Below are 23,530 nucleotides of genomic sequence, written 5' to 3'. Positions count from 1 at the left end.
TTATCCCTTCTTTCTTCCGGACTTTTTCTTTTTAGCTACTGATTTGTAAAAAGGTTTTTTTCCTTTTTTCTTATCTTTTCCATTTTTAGGACGGTCGGAATTTTTTCCGTATGATCTATCGTTGTTGTTCTTTCGCCCGCCAGTTTTTTTACGCTTTTGATTCTGACGATTGTTTTTCGGTACTTCCAAAGAAGGAATTTCCTCTGCTTCTAGCAGTTCGAAATCAATTTCCCGAGTCTCAGGATCAGATTTAGTGACCTTTATTCGAACTTTCTGTCCAATCTTAAAAGTCTGACGTGTTCGTTCACCCACCAACGCCAATTGATTTTCAATAAAGTGGAAGTAGTCATGCTTCAACTCGTTTAGGTGGATCATTCCTTCAACCGTATTTGGTAATTCTATGAATATCCCAAACTTAGTAACAGAGCTAATAATACCGTCGAATTCTTCACCAATTTTGTCGGCCATATATTCGGCTTTTTTCATGCTATCGACTTCACGCTCAGCTTCTACAGATCGTCGCTCCATTTTTGAACTATAATCAGCGATTTCAGGCAATAATTCGGCCCATTTTTCTTTTGTTGCATCACCTTGATCTTGACTATAGGTCCGGATTAAGCGATGGACAATCAAATCCGGATAACGTCGAATTGGCGAAGTAAAGTGTGTGTAATATTCTGCTGCTAATCCATAATGTCCATAATTATCTTCCGAGTAGCGTGCTTGTTGCATACTGCGTAACAGCATTGTATTAATTACTGCCGCCTCTGGTTTATCTTCTACATCATGGATCACTTGCTGCAAATCTTTCGGGGTAATTGTATTCTTCGTACCTTTTACTAAGATACCCAACGCTGCTGCAAAATCGAAAAAGCGCTGCATCTTTTCTTCTTTCGGTTGCTCGTGGATTCGATAAATAAACGGCAGTTTCAGCCGATTGAAATGTTCAGCAACCGTTTCGTTTGCGGCCAACATAAAGGATTCAATCAACCGTTCACCAACGCCGCGTTCACGTAATTCAATCCCAGTTGGATGCCCCTCGGTATCTACGAGAATTTTTGCTTCACGATCTTCAAAATTGATGGCTCCACGACGATTGCGCCGTGCTTCAAGTATTTGGTGAAGCTCCTTCATTAAGCGAAACATCGGTGCCAAATCACGATATCGTTCAATCGTTTCTGGGTCATCTTCCTCCAAAATGTCATTTACGGCAGAATAGGTCATGCGCTCACTTGTTTGAATGACACTTTGAAAAATATCATGATGTAGCACCGTACCACTAGGATCAATCTCCATCTCACAACTCATCGTTAACCGCGGCACATGTGGATTCAAAGAACAAATGCCGTTAGATAGCCTTTGGGGAATCATTGGAATTACACGATCTGTTAAATAGACGCTCGTTCCGCGTTCAAAAGCTTCATTATCTAATACACTGTTCTCAGTTACATAGTAAGACACATCAGCGATATGTACTCCTAAGAAATAATTCCCATTTTCTAATTTACGCACGGTTACCGCATCATCCAAATCTTTAGCATCTGCACCGTCAATTGTAACGATTTGCTGATCGCGCAAATCGCGTCGGCCAAGCAAATCAGATTCCACGATTTTGTCAGGTACTTGTTCAGACGCTGTTTGAACCTCATCGGGAAATTGTGTTGGAATTCCTTGGGCAATCACGATTGATAAAATATCCATGCCAGGATCGTTCTTATGGCCGATTACTTTAGTAACCAAACCTTCTAAACTCGTAGTGTACCCTTTTTCTGGGTAATGAGTGATCTCGACGATAACAACACTGCCATCCACTGGTTGGATTCCTTCTGCCGCAATGAAAACTTTAAACTGCGCACTTTTTTTATCCTTCGGGGTAACATAACCAAATAAATCAGATTCTGCGATTTCATCTACATCAAAAGCAGTGAACTCGCCGACAAGTTGTTGAATCTTTCGTTCTTTAATAGAAACGACTCGCCCTTCTGCTCCTCGATCAGAAAAGAGGTCAGCCGTTTTTTGAATATCAATCATGACGACATCGCCGTCCATCGCAAAGTTTGTCGCTTCCTTTGGAATGAAAATATCTGGTTCTTCAGGATCAATCGTCACAAAACCAAATCCTCGTTCATTACGACGAAAGATTCCTTCCACTTCAATTGGTTGAAATGGTAATTTGATTCGACCTTTTTTGTTAAATTCTAAGGCTTTTTCTCGCTCCAACTGCGCAACAGTTTTAACTAATACTTTAAAATCCTCACTTTTACGCATATCTAAAATTTCTGCTAATTCTTCCATTGAAAGACTTTTTTTATTGGCTGCTTTCAACCCAGCCAGTATTTCTGTTTTAATTGTTTTTCTCTCCATAATCTTCTCTCCAGCCAAGACCAGCTAAAAAATCGGCCACGTCTTGTTCTAATTGTCTTCTTTCTGGTCCCACAGTAATCACATGACCACTTCTTGGGTACCATTTCAAGGTAAAGGTTGTCTGCTGCAAACGTTCTGCTGTTTTGAATACTCCTTTAGCATCGATCATTTCATCCTGCCCTGACTGAGCCATAAAGAAAGGACGATTAATTTTCGCTAAATCTTCATAAGCAATATGAGCCTGTTCCTCGATCGTTCCTAATTGCTGCTCTACTAACGGTCGGTAACTTTCAACTTTTTCTTTTGTTGTTTCTGCACCGTTTCGTTCAAGCACTTGTTGAGCATATAATAGGAAGTTTTCTGTTACATTCGTTTTTACCGGTGCGATGGGTGAACAGAAAAATCCGCCGCCCGTAAAACTGTCAGGCATTGTGCTTAACAAGCGGGTCGCATAGGTTCCTCCCATTGAAAGTCCCAAAACAGCAATATCTTGATATCCTTTTTCTTGTAAAAAAGCGACTGCTTTTTGACTATCTTGCCACCATTGCTCAGAAATCTCTTGTAAAATATCCAACGGATCTAATGTTCCATGTCCTGTGAAAAGCGGAGCATAAATTGTATAATCTAATTTTTCTAAAAAACGCGCCAGCATCCGCACATCATTGGGGCTGCCCGAATAAGCGTGTAAGAGTAAAACCGCTCGTTTTCCATGAGGTAAAAATAGCGACTCAGGTGCTTGATTCATTTTTCTTCACTCCTCGTATATCGTCCTACTGAACTCACTATGCATTAAAAACAGTGTAAAATCCTCTTTAAGGATTATAACTTTTTATTAACTCCAGGTGCATACAAATTTTTAACTAAGTAAAGTGAGATCAATAGAACTAACCTTCTTTGTTCTATCTTAAAGAGATGTGTATAAGAGACAGTTTCTTCACTCCTCGTATATCGTCCTACTGAACTCACTATGCATTAAAAACAGTGTAAAATCCTCTTTAAGGATTATAACTTTTTATTAACTCCAGGTGCATACAAATTTTTAACTAAGTAAAGTGAGATCAATAGAACTAACCTTCTTTGTTCTATCTTAAAGTGTACTTGATTTAGTACAAATACAAAATAAAAAAGACCTCTCAATTGAGAGGTCGGTTTTATTTGCTTGATAAAAACATTAATACGAAGAGCAAAATCATCCAGATCGCACCTAAAACGGCGGTTGATCGTTGCATTACAGCTTCAAAACCGCGTGCCTTTTGCTTTCCGAACAATTGATCTGCGCCGCCAGTAAAAGCACTTGCAGCACTATTTTGTTTGCTAGGTTGCATCATGATCGTGATAACAATGATCACTGACAAAACTAAGATAACGCCCAAAATAAAATTATACAAAAGATGATCCTCCTTATTTCCAAACTACCTCATTTTTACTTTAGCACAATTGAAGTCATTTGACTAGAGAAGTCCAAACTTATTTTCTTAAAACATCTGCATATTCTGATTTTTCTTCGAATTCTTTTTTCGCAAAAGGACATAAAGGAATGATCTTTTTGCCTTCATTTCGAGCTTTTTCTACACCGGCGGCAACTAATTTTTCTGCTAAACCTTGTCCGCGATAAGTTGGATCAACAAATGTGTGATCAATGATCATAATTTCTGAACCCGCGTTAGACCAAGTCATTTCACCCGCTTCTTCATTTGCATCGTTCAATAAAACAAAACGTTCCTTTTCTTCTTTTATTTCCATAATGATTCTCCTTAAATTAAAATATTTACTTTTGGATGACATATTTCAAGGCACCGCTTGGACAGGTATCCACAACATGACTTGCGTTTTCAACACTGCCGTTATCGGGAATTATCCATGGTCTGCGTCCCACCTCAAAAATTTCGGAATTTCCTCGTACACAGTTTCCAATATGTGCGCAAATATCTTTATTGTAATAAATATCAATGCCCTCACCATGATATTTGCGATAACCTTGGGCTAATAACTCAGCTTCATTTACTGGCTCTTGATCAAATTTACTTCCGTTCATTTTTTATCACTTCCTTTAAGTAAGATTATAATAGGAATTATAAATAAATTACACTAAAAAGGGTCTTAATAAGCTAAAAGTTCAATGAGAGCTTGCATCGCCTGATGGGCATCCGTTTGATCGGGAAAAGCCAACACAAATATTCGCCCACCAACAGTTTCGACTACCAATTCGAATACACCATCCTGTTGTCTAATTGAAAATGGCTTTAAGCAGTCCACAGTATAATAAACATTTCGTGGAGCCTTCGTTAATTCGTCTTCTTCTAATACATGTAGACCACGACTTGAAAATATCAAAATTTTCCCCATCTGCTCTTCATAGATAGCCAACTGATGTAATCCTTCGTCAGGAAACAACGCACGCAACTGAGCTTGCAACAATAAAAAGCTAGTCTCCTTCATGTGCGGTTCCCTCTGTTTGAATTCGTGGAAATTCTTTTTTTAAATAGTCTTGTCCCAATTCGTAGTAGTGCTCAGCATTTTCGCGGTTCTTTTTTATTTCCTCTAGTGTTAATTGACGGATCACTCGTGCTGGAGAACCGAAGGCTAATGAATTTCTTGGAATTACTGTTCCTTCTGTCACCAATGATCCCGCACCGATTAAACTATTTTCACCAATTTCGGCGTGATTTAAAACAGTAGCCCCCATTCCAATCAATGCACCAGAATGAATCGTACAGCCATGGATAATACAAGCATGTCCGATCGTCACATAATCCTCAACCACTGCCGGTGCATCGTGATCGACATGTACAATCGTTCCATCTTGTATATTGCTCATTTTACCAATGGATATCTTATTGCTGTCACCACGTAAAACACTTTGAAACCAAATTGTCGTACCTTCTCCTAATCTTACATCGCCATAAACATCCGCACTATTTGCAATAAAATTTGACATTTTCTTTCCTCCGACCAGCCGTATTTTTATTTTTTCTTCAACTTCTTTTCCAAATAAGTATAGCATTTATCGCCTGTTACTTCCTTAACGGATAATACAGTAATAATCCTTTTAAATTTAAAAAGGACAGCGCTGGCAAGCGCTGCCCATAAAAATCTATTCTGCTTCTTCCATAAATTGACTATTGTAAAGCTGTTCATAGAAACCGCCTTGCGCTAGCAACTCATTATGTGTACCATGTTCAATAATTTGTCCATCACGCATCACTAAGATATGATCTGCATCACGAATGGTCGATAGTCGATGGGCAATTACAAAGCTTGTCCGTCCTTCCATCACACGATCCATCGCTTTTTGAATCAATCCTTCTAAACGTGTATCCACGGAACTGGTCGCCTCATCCAAAATTAGGATTTTAGGGTCGGAGATGATCGCTCGCGCGATCGTCAGCAGTTGTTTCTGTCCGAGAGAAACATTATTTCCCTCAGAATTGATTTCCATCTCATAGCCGCCTGGCATCGTTCGAATGAAGTGATCGACATTCGCGGTCTTCGCTGCATCGACAACTTCATAATCAGTTGCTTCTAAACGACCGAAACGGATATTATCGCCGATCGTTCCCTCATACAACCATGCATCCTGTAAAACCATTCCAAATAATGAACGAACGTCAGAACGATTCATTTCTTGTGTATTCACACCATCAATTAAAATTTTCCCGCTATTAATGTCATAAAAACGCATTAACAAATTGATTAAGGTCGTCTTTCCGGCTCCAGTCGGCCCAACGATCGCGACCGTTTCGCCGGCTTTAACTTCAAAACTTAAATCTTCAATCAGCGGTTTCTTTGGATCATAACTGAATTTTACATGATCGAACACTACATTGCCTTGCACTGGCTCTGATAGCGACAAGTCCTGCTCATTTAGTTCTTCTTCTGGTTCATCCAGAATTTCAAAAACCCGTTTGGCTGAAGCTGAAGCACTTTGGATCATCGAAGACAGTTGTGTGATTTCGCCCATTGGTTGGCTGACTTGCCAAATATATTGGATGAAGGCTTGTAATTGTCCGACTAAGATCACACCATGAATTACGTTCCAGCTTCCTAGAATCGCCATTGCAATGTAGGTTGCATAAGCTGTCAATTGGACCAGCGGCTGCATCAAACTTGAAACAAATGCCGCTCGAAACCCAAAACGACGTAATTTATGATTAACCTCGCTGAAGCCGGCCAAAGTTTCTTGCTCGCGTCCATATAATTTTAAAACACTGAAGCCGGTCATGTTTTCTTGTACAAAACCGTTCAGCTCACCAAGTGAATTTTGCATTCCTTGGAAATCTTTTTGTGAGATCTGAACGATCTTTCTAGAGATGACAATCGACAATGGAATCATGATCATGGAAATGATCGCCATCATAGGATTGATGTAAAACATCATCGCAACCGCCAGTAAAATACCCAAAACAGCATTGATTGACTTAATAATCGCCTGCTGCATCGCATTACTAACTGCATCTACATCATTTGTTACGCGTGATAAAATATTTCCTTGTTGATTACGATCAAAATAAGAGACTGGCAAGCGATTGATTTTCGCTTCGATGTCTTCTCGCAGATCACGCATCGCTGATTGAACAACATTTGCCATCAGCCAGCCTGTTCCTAACTGTGTACCGCTATAAGCTATACCCACAATCACGATCACGACTAGCCACTTAAAGACATAATCAAAGTTAATTGAATCGCCTTGAGCAATATTTTTACTGACCTCTGTCGTAGGTAACCCTGTTAAGTAAGGCATCCATGTTCCTAAAACCAGTGTTCCGATGGCTAGGATTAAGACCAAAATAAAAGTTTTTTTATAAGGATTGATATAATGCATCAAACGTTTTAAAGAAGAAGTGTATTTTCTCATGCCAATTCCTCCTTCGATAACTGTGATGCGGCAATGTCATAGTAAATTGGACAGTTTTCCAGCAACTCGCGGTGTGTTCCGATGCCAACGACGTCTCCCTCATTTAGGACAACGATTTTATCCGCGTGCATAATTGTTCCAACACGTTGTGCCACAATTAAAACGGCGGATTCGGTCGTTTCCTTTTTCAGACGAGCACGCAGCTTGGCATCCGTCTGATAATCCAACGCGGAGAAGCTATCGTCAAAGATATAGATTTCTGGTCGACGGATCACCGCACGGGCAATCGCTAGTCGTTGTTTTTGTCCACCCGAAAAGTTACTGCCGCCTTCTGACAATTCTTCTTGATATCCATCTGGTTTTTGCGAAATAAATTCCGCAGCTTGAGCAATTTCTGCTGCCTGCTCCATCTCTTCTTGAGTCGCGTCTTTTTTCCCGTAACGCAGATTATCTTCAATTGTTCCGGTAAATAATTGCGCCTTTTGCGGAATATAGCCGATTTTTTCTCGCAGGTCTTTCAGACGATACTCGCGTACATCTCGCCCGTCAACTAAGACTTGTCCCTCTGTCACATCATAGAAACGCGGGATCAATTGAATCAAGGTTGATTTTCCAGAACCCGTGCTTCCGATAAAAGCGACTGTCTCACCGGGTTTGGCTGTAAAACTAACATTGCGAATTACAGGACTTTCCGAGTGTCCTGGATAAGCAAAGGTTACATCACGAAATTCTAGGGTACTTTTTTCAGTCAGTTCTATTACTTTTTCAGGATTGTCTTTAATGATCGGGTCCATATCAAAAACTTCTTGAATCCGTTGGGCCGAAACATTCGCTCGCGGATACATCATGAAGACCGTCGCAAAGAGCATGAACGAGAACAATGCATGGAAGATGTATTCAATGAAGGCAATCAATGTTCCCACTGCTAAAGAGCCATCACTAATCTGAACCGTTCCATTCCAAATAATTAGAACCATTACTATATTAAATAGGAAGAAAAATCCCGGCTGTGCCACTGCCATCAAATGAAATAAGCTTTTTGAGCTATTTGTATAGGCATCGTTAACTAGTCGGAAACGCATTTCTTCGAATTTTTCATTGACGAAGGCACGGATTACTCGCAGACCTGAAAGGTTTTCCCGTAAGATCCCGTTAATATTGTCCAAGTTTTTTTGCTGCTTGGTCGATAACGGTTCAGAATATTTCGCTATTAAGATAACTGCTAATAATAAAATCGGCAGTGATAACAGCACATAAATTCCTAAACCAGGACTCGTCCGCATGATCAAATACAAACTCATTCCAAACATCATTGGAGTCATAAACCCGGTAGTTAAAATATTTTGCATGAACAACATAATCTGATAGGCATCATTTGTCGCTCTAGTAATTAAAGATGGTACACCAATTTGCTCATACTCTGAATGGGAGAAGGTTTGAACTTTTTCAAAAAGATCATCACGAATAGCTGCAACCATTCTAGAGGTAATCTGAGAACTGAAGTATCGTAATGAAATGCTCATGACTATCCCAACGACCGTAATCGCAATCATTATGATACCCATCTTCTGTACATAATTAAAATCGTTATTCCCAATTCCCTTATCGATCATCATAGCCAAAATCGTCGGCAACCCCAACTCAATCAAGATAAATCCGAAAACACTGATGAAATCAAACAATAATAGCTTTTTGTAGCGCAAGGTATACCGCAACATCAACTTCATTTTTTCTCGCCTCTTTCTATACCGTAATGACTCCAATATAGCATAAATAAAAGACTTCTGTCTGCTCAGTAATTTGCTTTTTTATTTTTGTTTTTTGGACTTTCTGAAAATTTCTAAGTAATCCTCATTTCACTTCCTAGTTTCTATACTTCTTATTTATTCTGTGATAAACTACAAGTAATTGTTGTAAGAACAACCCAATGAACGGTGAAATTGTTTTTTCAAGCAAGAAGCAAAGACGAGGCTTCTTCTCAATGTTTTAGCAGGAGCTAAGATGTCGAGCATAAAAAAATAGGTGGCAATCGCCCCTCATTTTGTCGTGGAAAAAATTGCTATTAAGCAAATAAAGGAGATAGATTCATGATTTACAAAGTTTATTATCAAGAAACCAAAGACCGCAACCCAAAACGTGAGCAGACACAATCACTCTATTTGGAAGCAGAAAATGAAGAAGTAGTACACAATTTATTACGCGAGAACACCCCATATAACGTGGAATACATTCAACTTTTAGAAGGCAATCATTTAGAATACGAAAAAGAAAATGCCGACTTCAAGTTAACGGAGTTCTAGCATGAAACTTTCGCTAAAAAACAATGAGACTGGTGTCTTTGCCATTGGTGGATTGGGCGAAATCGGAAAAAATATGTATGGGGTTCAATTCCAAGATGAGATTATCATCATCGATGCTGGAATAAAGTTTCCGGAAGATGACCTATTAGGAATTGATTATGTCATTCCCGATTTTAGTTACGTAGTCCAAAATATTAATAAGGTAAAAGCACTCGTTATCACACATGGTCACGAGGACCATATCGGTGGTGTGCCTTATCTATTGAAGCAGGCTAATATTCCAATCTATGCGGGCGCATTAGCTTTGGCTTTGATCAAAAATAAATTAGATGAGCACGGATTATTACGTGACGCCGAATTACATGAAATCGAAGAAGATTCCGTGATTCGTTTCCGAAAAACGTCAGTCAGTTTTTTCCGTACCACTCACAGTATTCCCGATCCATTAGGTGTCGTAGTTAAAACGCCTTCTGGCAACATTGTGGAAACCGGCGACTTCAAATTTGACTTTACTCCGGTAGGTCAGCCGGCCAACCTGCATCGTATGGCTAAGCTTGGCGAAGAAGGCGTCTTGTGTCTGCTTTCTGATAGTACCAATGCAGAAGTCCCTACTTTCACTAAATCCGAACAGACAATTGGGCAATCGATCTTACGGATCATGGAAAAAATCGAAGGTCGGATCATCTTCGCTACCTTCGCTTCCAATATTTCACGTCTGCAACAAGCTGCTAATGCCGCTGTCGCAACTGGACGTAAAATAGCGGTCTTCGGACGTAGTATGGAAAATGCGATTGTTAATGGGCAAAAATTGGGTTATATTACCGTTCCCGATGGCACATTCGTTGATGCCCATGAAATCAATCATTTACCTGCCAATGAATTAATGATCCTATGTACGGGGTCTCAAGGTGAACCAATGGCGGCTCTTTCACGAATCGCTAATGGGACACACCGTCAGATACAAATTCAACCAGATGATACCGTGATTTTTTCAAGTTCACCAATCCCTGGCAATACGACGAGTGTCAATCATTTGATCAACTTGCTTTCCGAGGCGGGTGCTGAAGTCATTCATGGTAAAGTGAACAACATCCATACTTCCGGTCACGGCAGTCAGCAAGAACAAAAATTGATGTTGCGTTTAATGAAACCAAAGTACTTTGTTCCGATCCATGGTGAATTCCGCATGTTGAAAATCCATACGGGCTTAGCTCAGGACACTGGTGTTCCAGAAGAAAATTGCTTCATTATGGAAAACGGCGACATGCTAGCATTAACAGCAGACAGCGCTCGCCGCGCAGGTCACTTCAATGCTAGCGATGTGTACGTTGATGGCAGCGGAATCGGCGATATTGGTAATGTCGTATTACGTGATCGCCGAATTCTTTCTGAAGAAGGATTAGTTTTAGCGGTTGCTACCGTAGATATCGAAAAGAAAGAAATTCTGGCTGGTCCAGATATTTTATCTCGTGGATTTGTTTACATGAGAGAATCTGGTGAAATGATCAATGAAGGCCAACGAATTTTATTCCATGCATTACGCGAAGCTTTGAATGAAGCGGGATGTACCGAAACAAAACTAAAAAATGCAATGGTCGCAGCTTTGCAGCCATTCCTATTTGATCAAACAGAACGTCATCCGATGATCTTACCGATGATCATGACACCTGATAACTAACAAAAACATCTATCTGACAAATCAGATAGATGTTTTTTTATTTTATTATCAAAATGAACAACTACTTCTTCATTTCTTTAAACAGCCTTTTTTATGCAAAAAAGAATATTATTTTCATGAAAATACAACAAAATCAATTGACAAACAATTGGATTATTTGCACAATGAAAGTTAGCTAGAAAGAATAAATAACTAACGCTAGTTATTTTAAAGTTTCTTGAATTTAGAATAAAGGAAGATAAACTATGGTAAGAACACAACGCGTGCAACGGAGCCATATCATTGATGGCGCCTACCAATTAATCATCAATGAAGGGTTTAAAAAATTTCATGCTCGCAATATCGCAAAACATATTGCCTGCTCGACTCAACCGATCTATCGTGAATTTGCCAATTTAGCTGAGTTGAAATCGGTTTTAACCAATCGCATCATAGTTAAATACCAAGATTTCATAGAAGATCAAGAACCAAAATCATTGCAAGCCCTATCAACAGCTATCACAAATTACGCAACAGATTATCCAGATGAGTTTCACCGCTTTTTCTTACAGGATTCTGAAACGATTCAACTAGTCAAACAAGTAACAAGTGATGTTTTTAGTACAATTCAGCCTGAGAAGTGTAATCCCGTCTTTTTTGATTTTTTCTGGCAGTATTGTATTGGTAAGGCCGCATTGGCCATCAATGATGCCAATCATACTGATGATTTAGAAGAAGATCGGCTCTTTCAATTTTCTTTTGAAAGCTAAACTCTTTAGTGAATCAGAGTTGTAGGATTTCCATAAACCTTTTTTAGCAGAAAAAAAGCCTTAGAGAAATTTCTCTAAGGCTTTGTGGTTTTATTGCTTGTTAACGTTAGCTGCTTGAGGTCCGCGATCGCTTTCTTCAACATCGAAAGTTACTGCTTGTCCTTCTTCTAATGTTTTGAAGCCGTCGCCTTGGATAGCTGAGAAATGTACGAATACATCGCTGCCATCTTCACGAGTGATGAAGCCAAAACCTTTTTCTGCGTTAAACCATTTTACTGTTCCGTTTTCCATGAATAAAATCCTCCTCGTGCCTAAGCACTTATTGATTGTAACATTGCTGGCTTACGAAAAGGGAAACATATGTGTACCAACTCGCAACTCAAACAAAATTACAATAATAGTTTAACACTGGTTTTAGCCTAGGCGCAAGGGTTTTCAATCGCTACTTTAAGTAATTTTCTTCACGTAAACTGAAATATTTGGTTTCTCCGACAATAATGTGGTCTAATAGCTCGATTCCCATCATCGCTCCACACTCCTTGACTCGTTCCGTGAAATCCAAATCATTCTGCGAAGGGGTGGGATTTCCTGAAGGATGGTTATGCCCTAAAGCGACCCGTGCCGCACTGATTCGGACAGCTTCACGAAATATCTCTCTTGGGTGAGCAATGCTTTGATTGAGTGATCCGATGAAGATCGTCTTTTGTAAAATGATCTCATTTTTAGTATTTAAAAAGAAGGCCACCAAATGTTCCTGCTGACAGTCTTTCAACTCAGAGATCAAAAGCTGCCCTAATGAAAAGCTGGACTGAACCTTCCCCATCTTTGGCTGCAACGCTCGATTGATCCGATAACCGAATTCCATCATCGCCTTGAGCTCGATTGCCCGAGTCTCACCAATTCCTTTAAATTGTTGGAGTTCCTGCAGCGTGGCATGTTTCAAATCGTATAGCGCTGGATATTTTCGCAAAATGCTCCCCGCCAACTCCATGACATTTTGCTGACGCGAACCATTCCGCAAAATGATCGCCAATAATTCTTGATCCGATAAATGCTTTTCCCCTTCTCGCAGCAAACGTTCTCGCGGCCAAGAACTTTCTGGCAGCTCTTGTAATAATAAACTCTTCTCCATAAAAAACTCCTTTACCTACTTTCAATAAAGTACGCAAAGGAGTTTTGATTAATCTTCTAAAAATTCAATCACATCATGCAGCGATGTAAAAACTGCTTCTGTCTTTTCTCTTAGTTCAGCCGTCGGAGGTACAATATCCGGTACCATCACAACCGGAACACCCGCACCCTCTGCCGCTAAAATACCATTTTTTGAATCCTCCAGCACTAAGCAATCTGCGCCGCTCATGCCCAAGCGTTCGGCAGCGATCACAAAAATTTCTGGATCTGGTTTGGCAAATTTCACGTCTTCTGCAGAAATAATATCTGAAAATTTATCTCGGATGCCTGCATGCTCCAATAAGATTTCAATGACAGGTCGGACATTACTTGAAGCCAACACCCGCGGGATTTCTTTTTCTTCCAAATAAGCGAGCAGCTCATGAACACCGGGCTTCAAATCAACCTCACCTGTTTTGAATCGGTCATGTGCCATTCCCCAGCTTTCGTCGATAAATTTTTGCACGGTCTCTTCACCATGGTCCGCATACATTTTGTGCAATTCTGCCCATACTTCTTCATCCGAAATACCGATAAAACGAGCATAGGTTTCCTTCGTGAAAGGAATGTCGTATTTATCCGCCACGACTAAGTTCGCTTCACAATAAATCGACTCTGTATCAAACAACAGACCATCCATGTCGAAAATAATTCCCTTAACTTTTTTCATTCGTACCTCCTAAGGTTAATAATAATTGACGTACTTCAGAAACGAAGTACAGTGATCCTGTAATTAATAGTAAATCATCGTCCCCCATATCTTCCAACAACTCACCTAAGCCAAACTGCCACAGTGAAACAACTTCGAAGCGGCTGTCCAATTTATCAAATCGGCTAAGATTCAACGCTTTAGGATATTCAAACGTCGTTAAATAAATACGGGCGTTGGGAATCTCTAAAAGCAGCGTCAGCATTTGATCGATGTCTTTTGTTTCTAATGCTGAAAAAAGAATTTTGATATTGTAATCGCGAAATTCACGTTTTACATTCTCTACTAAACGTTTGATAGCATGACCATTGTGAGCCCCATCCATGACGATCAAGGGCTCTTCACTGATCTTTTCCATCCGTGCGGGCCATTGCGCCTTTGCCAAACCTTTTTGGATCGTCTTTTCCTCAAATGGCAGACCTTGCTGATCGCAATATAAATGAAAGAGCTCAATGGCAACTCCAGCGTTTTCGACTTGATGCCGTCCTAATAATGGAACTTTAAGAGAAGAAAGTTTCCCTGCGCGATCAGTAAAACTGAACAGTTCCCCCCATGCAGCATCTGGTCGTAAATAATCTACCTGATATTCTTCACCATAGCGATAGACCTTTGCCGTTTCAGTCACAGCTTTTTCAACGATCTCAATTAAGGGACCTGTCGTGATTTTTCCTGTGACTACTGGTGTATTTTTTTTGATGATCCCTGCTTTTTGCTGTGCGATCTCATTTAACGTGTCTCCTAAAACCTCCATATGATCATAACCAATCGTAGTGATCGCAGTCAAAATCGGTTCCACTACATTCGTTGAATCAAGCAATCCGCCTAACCCAACCTCGACGATGGCAACATCGATCTTTTCAGCGGCGAAATAATCCAGCATGATTGCGGTTAAAATTTCAAATTCCGTGATACCGTTGATCGCCGGATCTTGATCTAACTCAGCCACGATCGGTTGGTACTTCTCAACATATTGAATCAGTGCAGTGTCAGGGATTGGTTTCGCATCAATCGCGATCCGTTCATTGAACTCTTCAATATAAGGTGATGTGAAGCTGCCTACTGTTACTCCTGCTTCCATCAAAATGCTGCGTAAATAGGCAACTGTTGACCCTTTACCATTCGTACCGGCGATATGGATCACAGGTACTTTTTTTTCAGGATTTTCTACTTTATTCAATAAAGCTTGGATACGATCTAAACCTGGGCGCGACCCAAATTTTTTCCGACTATGAATCCAAGCAATCGCTTCTTCTATCGTCAAAATTATTCGCCTCATTTACATCAATTTTTGCATGCCTCTAGTATAGCAAAGATTATCAAAGAAAGATTGCGCTGCGCAGATGAATTCTTTTAAAAGAAGAGAAATTTTTAATAATTCATTCCATTTAACAAAAAAAATAGGTGCAGCCTTAACAAAGCTGCACCCATTTAATCAATTATTCTTTTTAAGAAATCGTCCGCAAGCTTTCAATACGTTCTTGAACAGCGGCTTGTTTTTCTAAATAATCTTTTTCTTTCTCACGTTCTTCAGCAACGACATTTTCCGGTGCATTTGCTACAAAGCGTTCGTTGGCTAATTTTCCTTGAACACGTTTCACTTCACCAGTCCATTTTGCTAATTCTTTTTCCAAACGTTTGATTTCTTCTTCGATGTTGATCAAGCCAGCTAATGGAAGATAAATTTCCGCACCAGTCAATACCGCAGACATCGCTAAATCAGGCGCCGTAATATCACTGGCAATCACTAATTCTTCTGGATTACAGAAGCGTTCGATGTAGCTGGTGTTTTCGATCAAGAATTCATCTACCTTTGGATCACTTGTTTTAATCAGCAAGGTGATTGGTTTTGACAGCGGCGTATTCACTTCAGCGCGAATATTCCGAACAGAACGAATCAGTTCCTTCAAAACTTCCATTCCTTTAGCCGCTGATTCATCGTTGTTTTCTGGATGAACGACTGGATAGTCAGCTACAACTAAGGATTCGCCGGTATGAGGAATCTTAGCCCAAATTTCTTCTGTTACAAACGGCATGATTGGGTGCAATAGACGTAATGTTTGGTCTAAGACATACACTAAAATACTCTTCGTCGTTTGCTTGGCTGCTTCATCTTCACCGTAAAGAATCTCTTTACTCATTTCAATGTACCAGTCACAGAAATCATCCCACATGAAATTGTATAATTGACGACCCGCTTCACCAAATTCAAATTGATCAAATAAATTCGTTACTTTTTCGATCGTTTCGTTCAAACGCGTTAAGATCCAACGATCTGCAACGGTTTTTTCTCCAGAAAAGTCAATATCTGCAACAGTAAATCCTTCAACATTCATGATTACAAAACGAGAGGCGTTCCAGATTTTATTAATGAAGTTCCAAGCTGCATCCATTTTCTCATAGCTGAAACGAACATCTTGACCCGGTGCGGAACCAGTTGATAAGAACCAGCGCAGTGCATCGGCACCATATTTTTCAATGACGTCCATTGGATCGATTCCGTTGCCTAGCGACTTGCTCATCTTACGTCCTTGCTCATCACGAATCAATCCATGGATTAGAACATTTTTAAATGGACGTTCATCAGTGAACTCTAAACTTTGGAAGATCATCCGGCTAACCCAGAAGAAAATGATATCGTAGCCGGTCACTAATGTGCTGGTTGGGAAGTAGCGTTTGTAGTCTTCGCTTTCCTCATCAGGCCAACCCATCGTAGAAAACGGCCATAATGCTGAACTGAACCAAGTATCCAATACGTCTGGATCTTGTTCCCAGTTTTCACTATCCGTCGGTGCTTCCATGCCAACATACATTTCTCCAGTTTCTTTGTGATACCAAGCCGGAATACGATGGCCCCACCATAATTGACGAGAGATTACCCAGTCATGAACATTTTCCATCCAGGTCATAAAGGTATTATTAAAACGAGGCGGGAAGAATTCTACTGCATTGTCGGTGCTTTGATTTTTCACTGCTTGATCTGCCAACGGTCCCATCTTAACAAACCATTGGGTAGATAACCGCGGCTCAACAACCACACCGGTTCTTTCAGAATGCCCCACACTGTGAACCATTTTTTCAACTTTAATTAAACGACCAATTTCTTTAAGATCAGCAACAATCGCTTTGCGAGCTTCGAAACGATCCATACCGGCATATTTACCAGCTAGGTCGTTCATGCTGCCGTCTGCATTCATTACATTAACCCGCGGCAAATCATGGCGGTTACCAACTTCAAAGTCATTAGGATCATGAGCAGGGGTAATCTTCACAGCCCCAGTTCCAAATTCACGTTCCACGTAACTATCTGCAATAATCGGAATTTCCTTATTAACTAATGGTAAAATGGCTTTCTTACCGATCAAGTCTTGATAGCGCTCATCATCAGGGTGAACCGCGATCGCCGTATCTCCCAACATTGTTTCAGGTCGCGTTGTCGCGATCTCCAATACACCGCTGCCGTCAGCAAGCGGATAAGATACATGATAGAAAGCACCCTCTAGATCCTTATGAATAACTTCAATATCAGATAAAGCCGTCTTAGCTTGCGGGTCCCAATTGATAATGTACTCGCCGCGGTAAATCAAATCCTTTTCGTATAAAGAAACAAAGACTTTACGAACTGCATCAGACAATCCGTCATCCAAGGTGAAACGTTCACGTCCATAATCAAGTGATAAGCCTAGTTTTGCCCATTGCTCCCGAATATGTCCGGCATATTCATCTTTCCATTCCCAAACTTGATCGACGAACTTTTCACGGCCAAGATCATAACGAGAAATCCCTTGTTCTCTTAATTTTTCTTCAACCTTTGCTTGAGTAGCGATCCCTGCATGGTCCATTCCCGGCAGCCATAACGTATCAAAACCCTGCATCCGTTTTTGACGAATGATCATGTCTTGTAAAGTCGTGTCCCAAGCGTGTCCTAAGTGCAGCTTTCCAGTTACGTTTGGCGGTGGGATTACGATTGAATAGGGTTTTGCTTGTTTATCTTCTGATGGTTTGAATAAATCCTGATCTAACCATTTTTGGTAGCGACCCGCCTCAACTTCTTGCGGATTGAATTTTGTTGGTAAATTTTCAGTCATATAAGTTCCTCCTAATGATTGTTTTGTGGGTGATTTATGTTTCCTAGTTCAGAAATTCTGAACGAATAAAAAAGTCCTAGAACACAAATGTGTTCTAGGACGTAAATTACGCGGTACCACCTAAATTGCAGAAAAGACTTCTGCCGCTCAAACATGCTCTAACGGTCATGTGCCGTGCGCTCTTACTTGCTTCAGATCGCAAACTCCCAAGCTACCTTCCATGAGCCAAAGTAAAGATGTCTCAGCCATGCATCTTCTCTCTTAAACTTCGCTTCTCACGTACTCCTCTTGTTCATCGTCTGAATCATTCTACAATGAAGTCAGAAACTTGTAAAGTCCTACTGACCATCAAAATAAATCAACGTCTGCAGCTCAGAGGTTAAATCAATATAGTGCACATGAACATTATCCGGTACTTTCAACGGATCTGGAGCAAAATTCAAGATCGCTGTGACCCCGTTAGCAACCACTTGATTGATCGCTCTTTGGGCATTTTGGCTGGGAACCGTTGAGATCGCAACGGTAATTTTTTCTTTTGCCAATACATCATCCATTTCATCAATTGAATGGATATAATAGCCGCAAATTTCTTTACCAACTTTTTCAGGATCATTATCAAATGCACAAACGATGTTTAAATTCTCATTGCGCCGAAAATTATTATTTAAAAGCGCTTGGCCTAGATTTCCACAGCCAATCAGTGCAATTCGCTTTTCTTCCTTGGTTTCCAGCATATCGCTGAAAACTTTGATCAAGTCGCTGACATCATAGCCATAACCGCTTCTGCCTAACTCGCCAAAATGAGAAAAGTCCCGACGAATCGTTGCAGATCCGACTTGAGTCATTTTACTCAGCTCAGAAGATTTAACGCGGGTAATACCATTTTTTTCCAAGCCTTTTAAGCAACGCAGGTACAAAGACAGCCTTTTGGTTGTCGCTTTTGATAGTTGTGGTTTTTGAATGATCCGCTCCATGGTCGTTCTCCTTGTTTATCTTAATGAATTATTTTTTTGCTTTTCATGTCATCTGCAAATCTACCGTTTAAGATAGAAATAAATTTGTTTGTTAAACACTTCACATAAATGATTTTAACATGTAAAAAAAGCAATAACAATCGTTTGCCAAAAAAAGAGCAAGAAAGTATCCTTTCTTGCTCAAAATAATTATAAGAACTCTGCAAACTCTTCGTTTTTTTCTGCCTGAGCAGGAGCGATTTCTTCAAACTTCAGTCCTGCTAAACAACGAGCCATCAACCCTTCAATATCGAAACGTTCTTCTAATTCTAGAACCTTGTCCAATTTTGGGCGCGTTTTTGGCTGTGGCGGTGCAAAAATCGTACAGCAGTCCTCAAACGGTTGGATCGCCAGTTCAAAGGTATCAATTTTTTCTGCCAGCTCGATAATCTCTGTTTTGTCCATCGTCACGACTGGACGAATAATCGGTGTAGTCGTAACTTCATTGATAGCTACCATGCTGTGTAACGTTTGTGAGGCAACCTGTCCCAAAGATTCCCCATTAATGATCACTAAGCCATGGCGCATTTCACGAATCGCATCAGTTAAACGCAGCATCATTCGTCTGGTTAATGTCATCCAATAGCCTTGCGGACTATGCTGCTTGATTTCTTCTTGAATCTCAGTGAAAGGCACTTCAATAAACTGAATATTGCCGACATACGGAGTTAATTTTTCCGTTAAGTCCTTCGCCTTTTGCAATGCTTGCTCACTCGTATACGGCGGACTTGCAAAATGAACTGCTTCGATCTCAACGCCGCGCTTCATTGCTAAGTAGCCGGCAACAGGCGAATCAATCCCACCAGACAACATCAACATACCGCGACCGCTAGTCCCCACTGGCAAGCCGCCAGCTCCTTTGATCGTTTCATATGAAAGATACGCGCCATCACGACGAATCTCCACCCGCAGATTGATATCCGGCCGCTTCATCTGCGCCTTAATATCCGGACAAACATCCATCACAGCATCTCCTAAAAACTGCTGCAGCTCTTGACTATCTAATTCAAATTGATGATCACTGCGTTTAGCTGTGATTTTAAAGGTTTCCCTTCCAGTGTAGACTTCTTTCATAATCTGTTGTGTCATTTGCTTTAATGCATCCAAACTTTTTTCAACGCGAATACTAGGGGAAAAATTTTGAATTCCAAAGACTTTTTCTAACTTAGGTAAAACGAGGCGGCTATCTTCCCCATTTAATAAAATATGCATCCGGTCACGATCTGCGTGAATCTTCAAATCAGGAAATTCAGCCAATGCTCCCCGTACATTTTGTGCTAGTCGCATGATGAAGCTTCGACGATTCTTTCCCTTGGTCGACAACTCGCCATAACGCACCATAATTTCAGTATATTGCACGATCATTCTCCTTATTTACTATTTAAATATTGCTTTTCATTTAATTGATCTTTGAAAATTTATCGTATAGATGGTTGAATACCACCATAAATTGTTCTGCCTCTGCCATCGTACTGGCCTCATCCAAACTAACACGTACGGCCGTTGTAGCAATATCATGGGGAACATTCATCGCATGGAGAGTTGAACTATCCACTTTTTTACGACTAGAGCAAGCACTCGTGGTCGAGACGAAAATTTGTTTTTCTTCTAAGGCATGAACTAAAACCTCACCACGAATTCCTTTAATTCCGAAGGTCAAAATGTGAGGAGCAAAGTTTTCATCCCCTGAAAAAATCCTTACTTTGTCATAGCTGGCTAGCGCCTCTTTCAAATACTGACGAATAACGGCCGTATGATTAGGGCGTTCGGCTCTTTTTTCAAGATGCATTCGCAACGCACGGCTCATAGCTACAATAGCTGGAAGATTTTCTGTCGTTGCCCTTTGTCCATTTTCCTGACCGCCACCATTAAGTAAAGGAGCTAACTTTTTCCCAGTTTTCCAATAAATAAAGCCGACTCCACGCGGTCCATGGAATTTGTGAGCAGAGAAAGTCGCAAAATCAACCCGCGGTGTTAGCCATTTAGCTTGATCAACTTTTCCGATAGCTTGTACGGCATCCACATGAAAATGGATCGTTGGATAATTTTCCAAAATATCACTGATAGCTTCAATTGGCTGGATCGCGCCCATCTCATTATTAACACCCATCACTGAAACCAAAATCGTTTCAGGCCGAATTAATTCTGCCAATTTTTCTACTTGAACAAAACCATTTTGATCAACAGGAGCGACACTCACATCATACCCAAGTTCTTTCAATTGTTCGGCAGTGCGGCCAACTGCCGGATGCTCTACGCTAGAAATAATAATGTGGTTTCCGTATCCTCGCTTAGCGATCGCAGTCCCCTTCAATACCCAGTTATCACCCTCAGTGCCTCCGCTAGTAAAAAATATTTCACCTGCTTGAACATCCAAAAGCTCCGCGATCTGCTTTCGCGCTTGTTGCAGCAAGCGATTCGCCTGTGTTCCTAAATCATGCAAGCTGGATGGATTTCCCATAATGCGTTGACTCGTTTTTACATATGTATCAAGTGCTAACGGATAAATTGCAGTCGTTGCACTACTATCAAAATAAATCATTCTCTGACCTTCCTTCAAAAATTCTTTCCTATTATAGCGAGAATGCCGCAAGTCTTCAAGTATTCCTTATAAATAAGAAGAGTTTCCTAAACTATCCTAACATAACTTTTGATACAACGAATTTATTTAAACGAACAAGAATTAATTTGCACAAAAAAAGCCGAGCATATCGCTCAGCTTATACTAAATCTCGGTTGTTAAAATAAAAGTCTTCAATTCGTTTGAATGCCCCTGGTTCAACCCGTTCAAGTGCTGTGCCGATTTCATCTAAGGCATCTTGATAACGGTATTCTTTGTTAAATAGTTCTAAACTATTTTCAATTGCACTTTTGATTTCAGGGTGCGTGTGACGATAACGATTTGCATATTGCATCATTTGTTCCGTCAATGCTGCGGCATCGACTAAGTCGTAAGTCTTTTGATCCAACATTTCCATGTCTTCATCGCAAAGACTGACTAATTTATTGATGTCTTGCATGTTGATCCGAATCTTGTTCAATGATTTGCTCAATTCTTCTACACGATCAGTTGCTACAAAGAAGAATTCTAAGTAATCACCTGGCAATCCAGGTAAACGCTGTTGTTCTACATAACGTTTCAAGTTGCGCAAGCGGAATTCATATTTCTCGATTTTAGCAGAAGCTTCCTTTTCACCTTTGCGTAAATCATGCAGATCGTCGTCGATCTCAACTTGTTTTGTTTCAATATCGTCTAAGACTTTAAAAGCATCTTTATAAAATACTTGGACTTCCGAATATGGCAGTTCATGCTTATCGATCTGCGGATCCATATTGCGATTGCGGCGTTCCAATTCTTCGATCTCTGTTTGGAATCCGCGGGCACGACCCAATTCATTATTATTCAAAGCATAGCTTTGAGAAGTATGATCTAATTCCACCATTAACTGATGATTATTGCGAGAAGCATGAGCGATATATTCACCGATCGTTTTGCGATTGGTCATAACATATTTTTTCGCTTCGAATTCTTTTTCCAATACATCGTAAAGCTCATCGATTAATTCTGCCGTCTCTTTATTAGCTGTTTCAACAGTGCTTAATTCGATTTTTTCTAAATCTTCTAATGAACGTTCTACGTGTTTCTTCACTTTTTCTAAACGAGCTTCGAAATCATCTTCTGGCAAGACAAAATTGTCTGCCATCATCTTCTTATATGTTTTTTCTAACTCATCAATTTGACTTGGGAATGTCTTTTCTAAATCTTCATAGATGGTTGGAACTTTTTGCATGGTTGCTTGAACTTCATAAGTGTGTTTTTCAGCATCATCTAAGACTTCCCGAGCTTCAATCGGATCGCCTGAAGTATTCAAGGTTACGAATTGGGTAAACTCGATCTCAACATTTTTCACTTGCTTTTGAATTTCCGGCAAAGCAGGACCAAAGCTGTCTTTCTTTTCTTTCAAATCCTTCTTCAATTCTTCAAAAACATCCAAGGCCTGTTGTACAGCCAAGGAGTTGCGCTCTTCAGTTTCTCTTAATTCTTTTAATCCTGTACGAATGCCTTCGACTTCTTCTTCCATCTCTGTCATTGTACGTTCTGCACTTTCAATCGCTGATTTGCCCTTCATGAAACGGAATGTTTCATTTTGACTCTCAACTTCAAAAATCTGACTTTCTAATTCAGCAAAAGATTTTGTCGAAACATCTGTCCATTTTTGATTCCACTCACGGAAAGTATTCTGACTTTGACCGACAAGGTGCATTTTTTTCACTTCATCGACCTCTTCTACGACAGGAAGATCGAATAACGCTTCTTTCCTTTTATCAAGTTCTTTCAAGCGATCTTGATTCTTTTTCTTCATCAGATAACCAATCAAGTATAAAGCGGCAGCCAAAATGACTAAGCCGATAACGATCCCTATGATTACATTACTTCCCATGTATGATTTTCCTTTCAACTAACAAGATTCAGTTTATTTAATGGTTCATATTTTTCTGTTTTTTGGCGAAAACATCTAACGTAGATTATAACACAAAAGACTTTTCTCTTCACTAGCTAGTTTAGAATTCGTTTTGAAATGTTTATCGCACAGTCACTCTTCATA

General features: G+C 40.1%; 21 protein-coding genes and 1 other annotated feature. Of the genes, 3 read left to right on the top strand and 18 right to left on the bottom strand.

Translation table 11 applies throughout. The annotated features are described in order from the left end of the window. The 9 genes from rnr to A5875_RS00255 all read right to left on the bottom strand — a co-directional run bounded on the left by rnr (position 1) and on the right by A5875_RS00255 (position 8,946). Positions 1–2,364: a ribonuclease R gene (gene rnr, locus A5875_RS00295; protein WP_088931760.1), complete on the bottom strand. Its 2,364-nt coding sequence runs from the start codon at positions 2,362–2,364 to the stop codon at positions 1–3. Beyond that, positions 2,345–3,109 carry an alpha/beta hydrolase gene (locus tag A5875_RS00290; protein ID WP_088931759.1) on the bottom strand — a complete coding sequence of 255 codons (765 nt, stop codon included), beginning with the start codon at positions 3,107–3,109 and terminating at the stop codon, positions 2,345–2,347. Before A5875_RS00290 ends, rnr begins: the two co-directional genes overlap by 20 nt. 406 nt (positions 3,110–3,515) lie before the next feature. Beyond that, positions 3,516–3,752, bottom strand: coding sequence for a preprotein translocase subunit SecG (gene secG / locus A5875_RS00285; RefSeq protein WP_010746758.1), 237 nt, complete (start codon positions 3,750–3,752; stop codon positions 3,516–3,518). Positions 3,753–3,831: 79 nt separating this feature from the next. Continuing rightward, entirely contained in the window at positions 3,832–4,107 is a 276-nt protein-coding gene (locus tag A5875_RS00280; RefSeq protein WP_010746759.1) for a GNAT family N-acetyltransferase, read from the bottom strand. A 25-nt stretch (positions 4,108–4,132) separates the two neighbouring features. Continuing rightward, positions 4,133–4,399: a (4Fe-4S)-binding protein gene (locus A5875_RS00275; RefSeq protein ID WP_088931758.1), complete on the bottom strand. Its 267-nt coding sequence runs from the start codon at positions 4,397–4,399 to the stop codon at positions 4,133–4,135. Between the two features lie 65 nt (positions 4,400–4,464). Beyond that, positions 4,465–4,803: a hypothetical protein gene (locus A5875_RS00270; protein ID WP_088931757.1), complete on the bottom strand. Its 339-nt coding sequence runs from the start codon at positions 4,801–4,803 to the stop codon at positions 4,465–4,467. Continuing rightward, a complete protein-coding gene (locus A5875_RS00265; protein WP_088934592.1) occupies positions 4,790–5,302 on the bottom strand; it encodes a gamma carbonic anhydrase family protein in 513 nt (170 codons plus the stop codon). The genes A5875_RS00270 and A5875_RS00265 overlap by 14 nt, the downstream gene beginning before the upstream one ends. A gap of 156 nt (positions 5,303–5,458) precedes the next feature. Next, positions 5,459–7,219 carry an ABC transporter ATP-binding protein gene (locus tag A5875_RS00260; protein ID WP_088931756.1) on the bottom strand — a complete coding sequence of 587 codons (1,761 nt, stop codon included), beginning with the start codon at positions 7,217–7,219 and terminating at the stop codon, positions 5,459–5,461. Further along, on the bottom strand, positions 7,216–8,946 hold the full coding sequence (locus A5875_RS00255) for an ABC transporter ATP-binding protein (RefSeq protein WP_088931755.1): 1,731 nt from the start codon (positions 8,944–8,946) through the stop codon (positions 7,216–7,218). Before A5875_RS00255 ends, A5875_RS00260 begins: the two co-directional genes overlap by 4 nt. 360 nt (positions 8,947–9,306) lie before the next feature. On the opposite strand from A5875_RS00255, the gene A5875_RS00250 reads away from it, so the two are divergent. The 3 genes from A5875_RS00250 to A5875_RS00240 all read left to right on the top strand — a co-directional run bounded on the left by A5875_RS00250 (position 9,307) and on the right by A5875_RS00240 (position 11,946). Further along, the gene (locus tag A5875_RS00250) at positions 9,307–9,519 is read left to right on the top strand and encodes a DNA-directed RNA polymerase subunit epsilon (protein WP_088931754.1); all 213 of its coding nucleotides are present in this window, start codon (positions 9,307–9,309) and stop codon (positions 9,517–9,519) included. A gap of 1 nt (position 9,520) precedes the next feature. Beyond that, positions 9,521–11,197, top strand: coding sequence for a ribonuclease J1 (rnjA, locus tag A5875_RS00245; protein WP_088931753.1), 1,677 nt, complete (start codon positions 9,521–9,523; stop codon positions 11,195–11,197). A 245-nt stretch (positions 11,198–11,442) separates the two neighbouring features. Continuing rightward, entirely contained in the window at positions 11,443–11,946 is a 504-nt protein-coding gene (locus A5875_RS00240; RefSeq protein ID WP_088931752.1) for a TetR/AcrR family transcriptional regulator, read from the top strand. A 90-nt stretch (positions 11,947–12,036) separates the two neighbouring features. Here the strand turns inward: A5875_RS00240 and A5875_RS00235 are convergent, their stop codons facing one another. The 9 genes from A5875_RS00235 to A5875_RS00195 all read right to left on the bottom strand — a co-directional run bounded on the left by A5875_RS00235 (position 12,037) and on the right by A5875_RS00195 (position 23,365). Further along, complete coding sequence (locus tag A5875_RS00235) at positions 12,037–12,237, bottom strand: cold-shock protein (RefSeq protein WP_010781607.1); 201 nt, start codon at positions 12,235–12,237, stop codon at positions 12,037–12,039. 151 nt (positions 12,238–12,388) lie between these two features. Beyond that, the gene (gene radC / locus A5875_RS00230; protein ID WP_088931751.1) at positions 12,389–13,078 is read right to left on the bottom strand and encodes a RadC family protein; all 690 of its coding nucleotides are present in this window, start codon (positions 13,076–13,078) and stop codon (positions 12,389–12,391) included. Between the two features lie 48 nt (positions 13,079–13,126). After that, positions 13,127–13,786, bottom strand: a complete 660-nt coding sequence (locus A5875_RS00225; RefSeq protein ID WP_088931750.1) for an HAD family hydrolase — start codon at positions 13,784–13,786, stop codon at positions 13,127–13,129. After that, positions 13,773–15,101, bottom strand: a complete 1,329-nt coding sequence (locus tag A5875_RS00220; protein ID WP_176244578.1) for a bifunctional folylpolyglutamate synthase/dihydrofolate synthase — start codon at positions 15,099–15,101, stop codon at positions 13,773–13,775. The genes A5875_RS00225 and A5875_RS00220 overlap by 14 nt, the downstream gene beginning before the upstream one ends. A 169-nt stretch (positions 15,102–15,270) precedes the next feature. Continuing rightward, the gene (locus A5875_RS00215) at positions 15,271–17,910 is read right to left on the bottom strand and encodes a valine--tRNA ligase (RefSeq protein ID WP_088931748.1); all 2,640 of its coding nucleotides are present in this window, start codon (positions 17,908–17,910) and stop codon (positions 15,271–15,273) included. A gap of 92 nt (positions 17,911–18,002) precedes the next feature. Further along, positions 18,003–18,215 (bottom strand) — a binding site (T-box leader). A gap of 33 nt (positions 18,216–18,248) precedes the next feature. Further along, on the bottom strand, positions 18,249–18,884 hold the full coding sequence (locus tag A5875_RS00210; protein WP_088931747.1) for a redox-sensing transcriptional repressor Rex: 636 nt from the start codon (positions 18,882–18,884) through the stop codon (positions 18,249–18,251). A 189-nt stretch (positions 18,885–19,073) separates the two neighbouring features. Continuing rightward, positions 19,074–20,282 carry a tRNA uracil 4-sulfurtransferase ThiI gene (thiI, locus tag A5875_RS00205; protein WP_088931746.1) on the bottom strand — a complete coding sequence of 403 codons (1,209 nt, stop codon included), beginning with the start codon at positions 20,280–20,282 and terminating at the stop codon, positions 19,074–19,076. Positions 20,283–20,322: 40 nt separating this feature from the next. Beyond that, positions 20,323–21,465: a cysteine desulfurase family protein gene (locus A5875_RS00200; protein WP_088931745.1), complete on the bottom strand. Its 1,143-nt coding sequence runs from the start codon at positions 21,463–21,465 to the stop codon at positions 20,323–20,325. Between the two features lie 178 nt (positions 21,466–21,643). After that, positions 21,644–23,365: a septation ring formation regulator EzrA gene (locus tag A5875_RS00195; RefSeq protein WP_088931744.1), complete on the bottom strand. Its 1,722-nt coding sequence runs from the start codon at positions 23,363–23,365 to the stop codon at positions 21,644–21,646. Positions 23,366–23,530: the final 165 nt, after the last annotated feature.

It is taken from the genome of Enterococcus sp. 3H8_DIV0648, assembly GCF_002140655.1.
Taxonomy (GTDB): Bacteria; Bacillota; Bacilli; order Lactobacillales; family Enterococcaceae; genus Enterococcus_A; species Enterococcus_A hulanensis.
The sequence above is the reverse complement of the archived record's forward strand: the minus strand, read 5'-3'. Positions and strand labels throughout refer to the sequence as shown.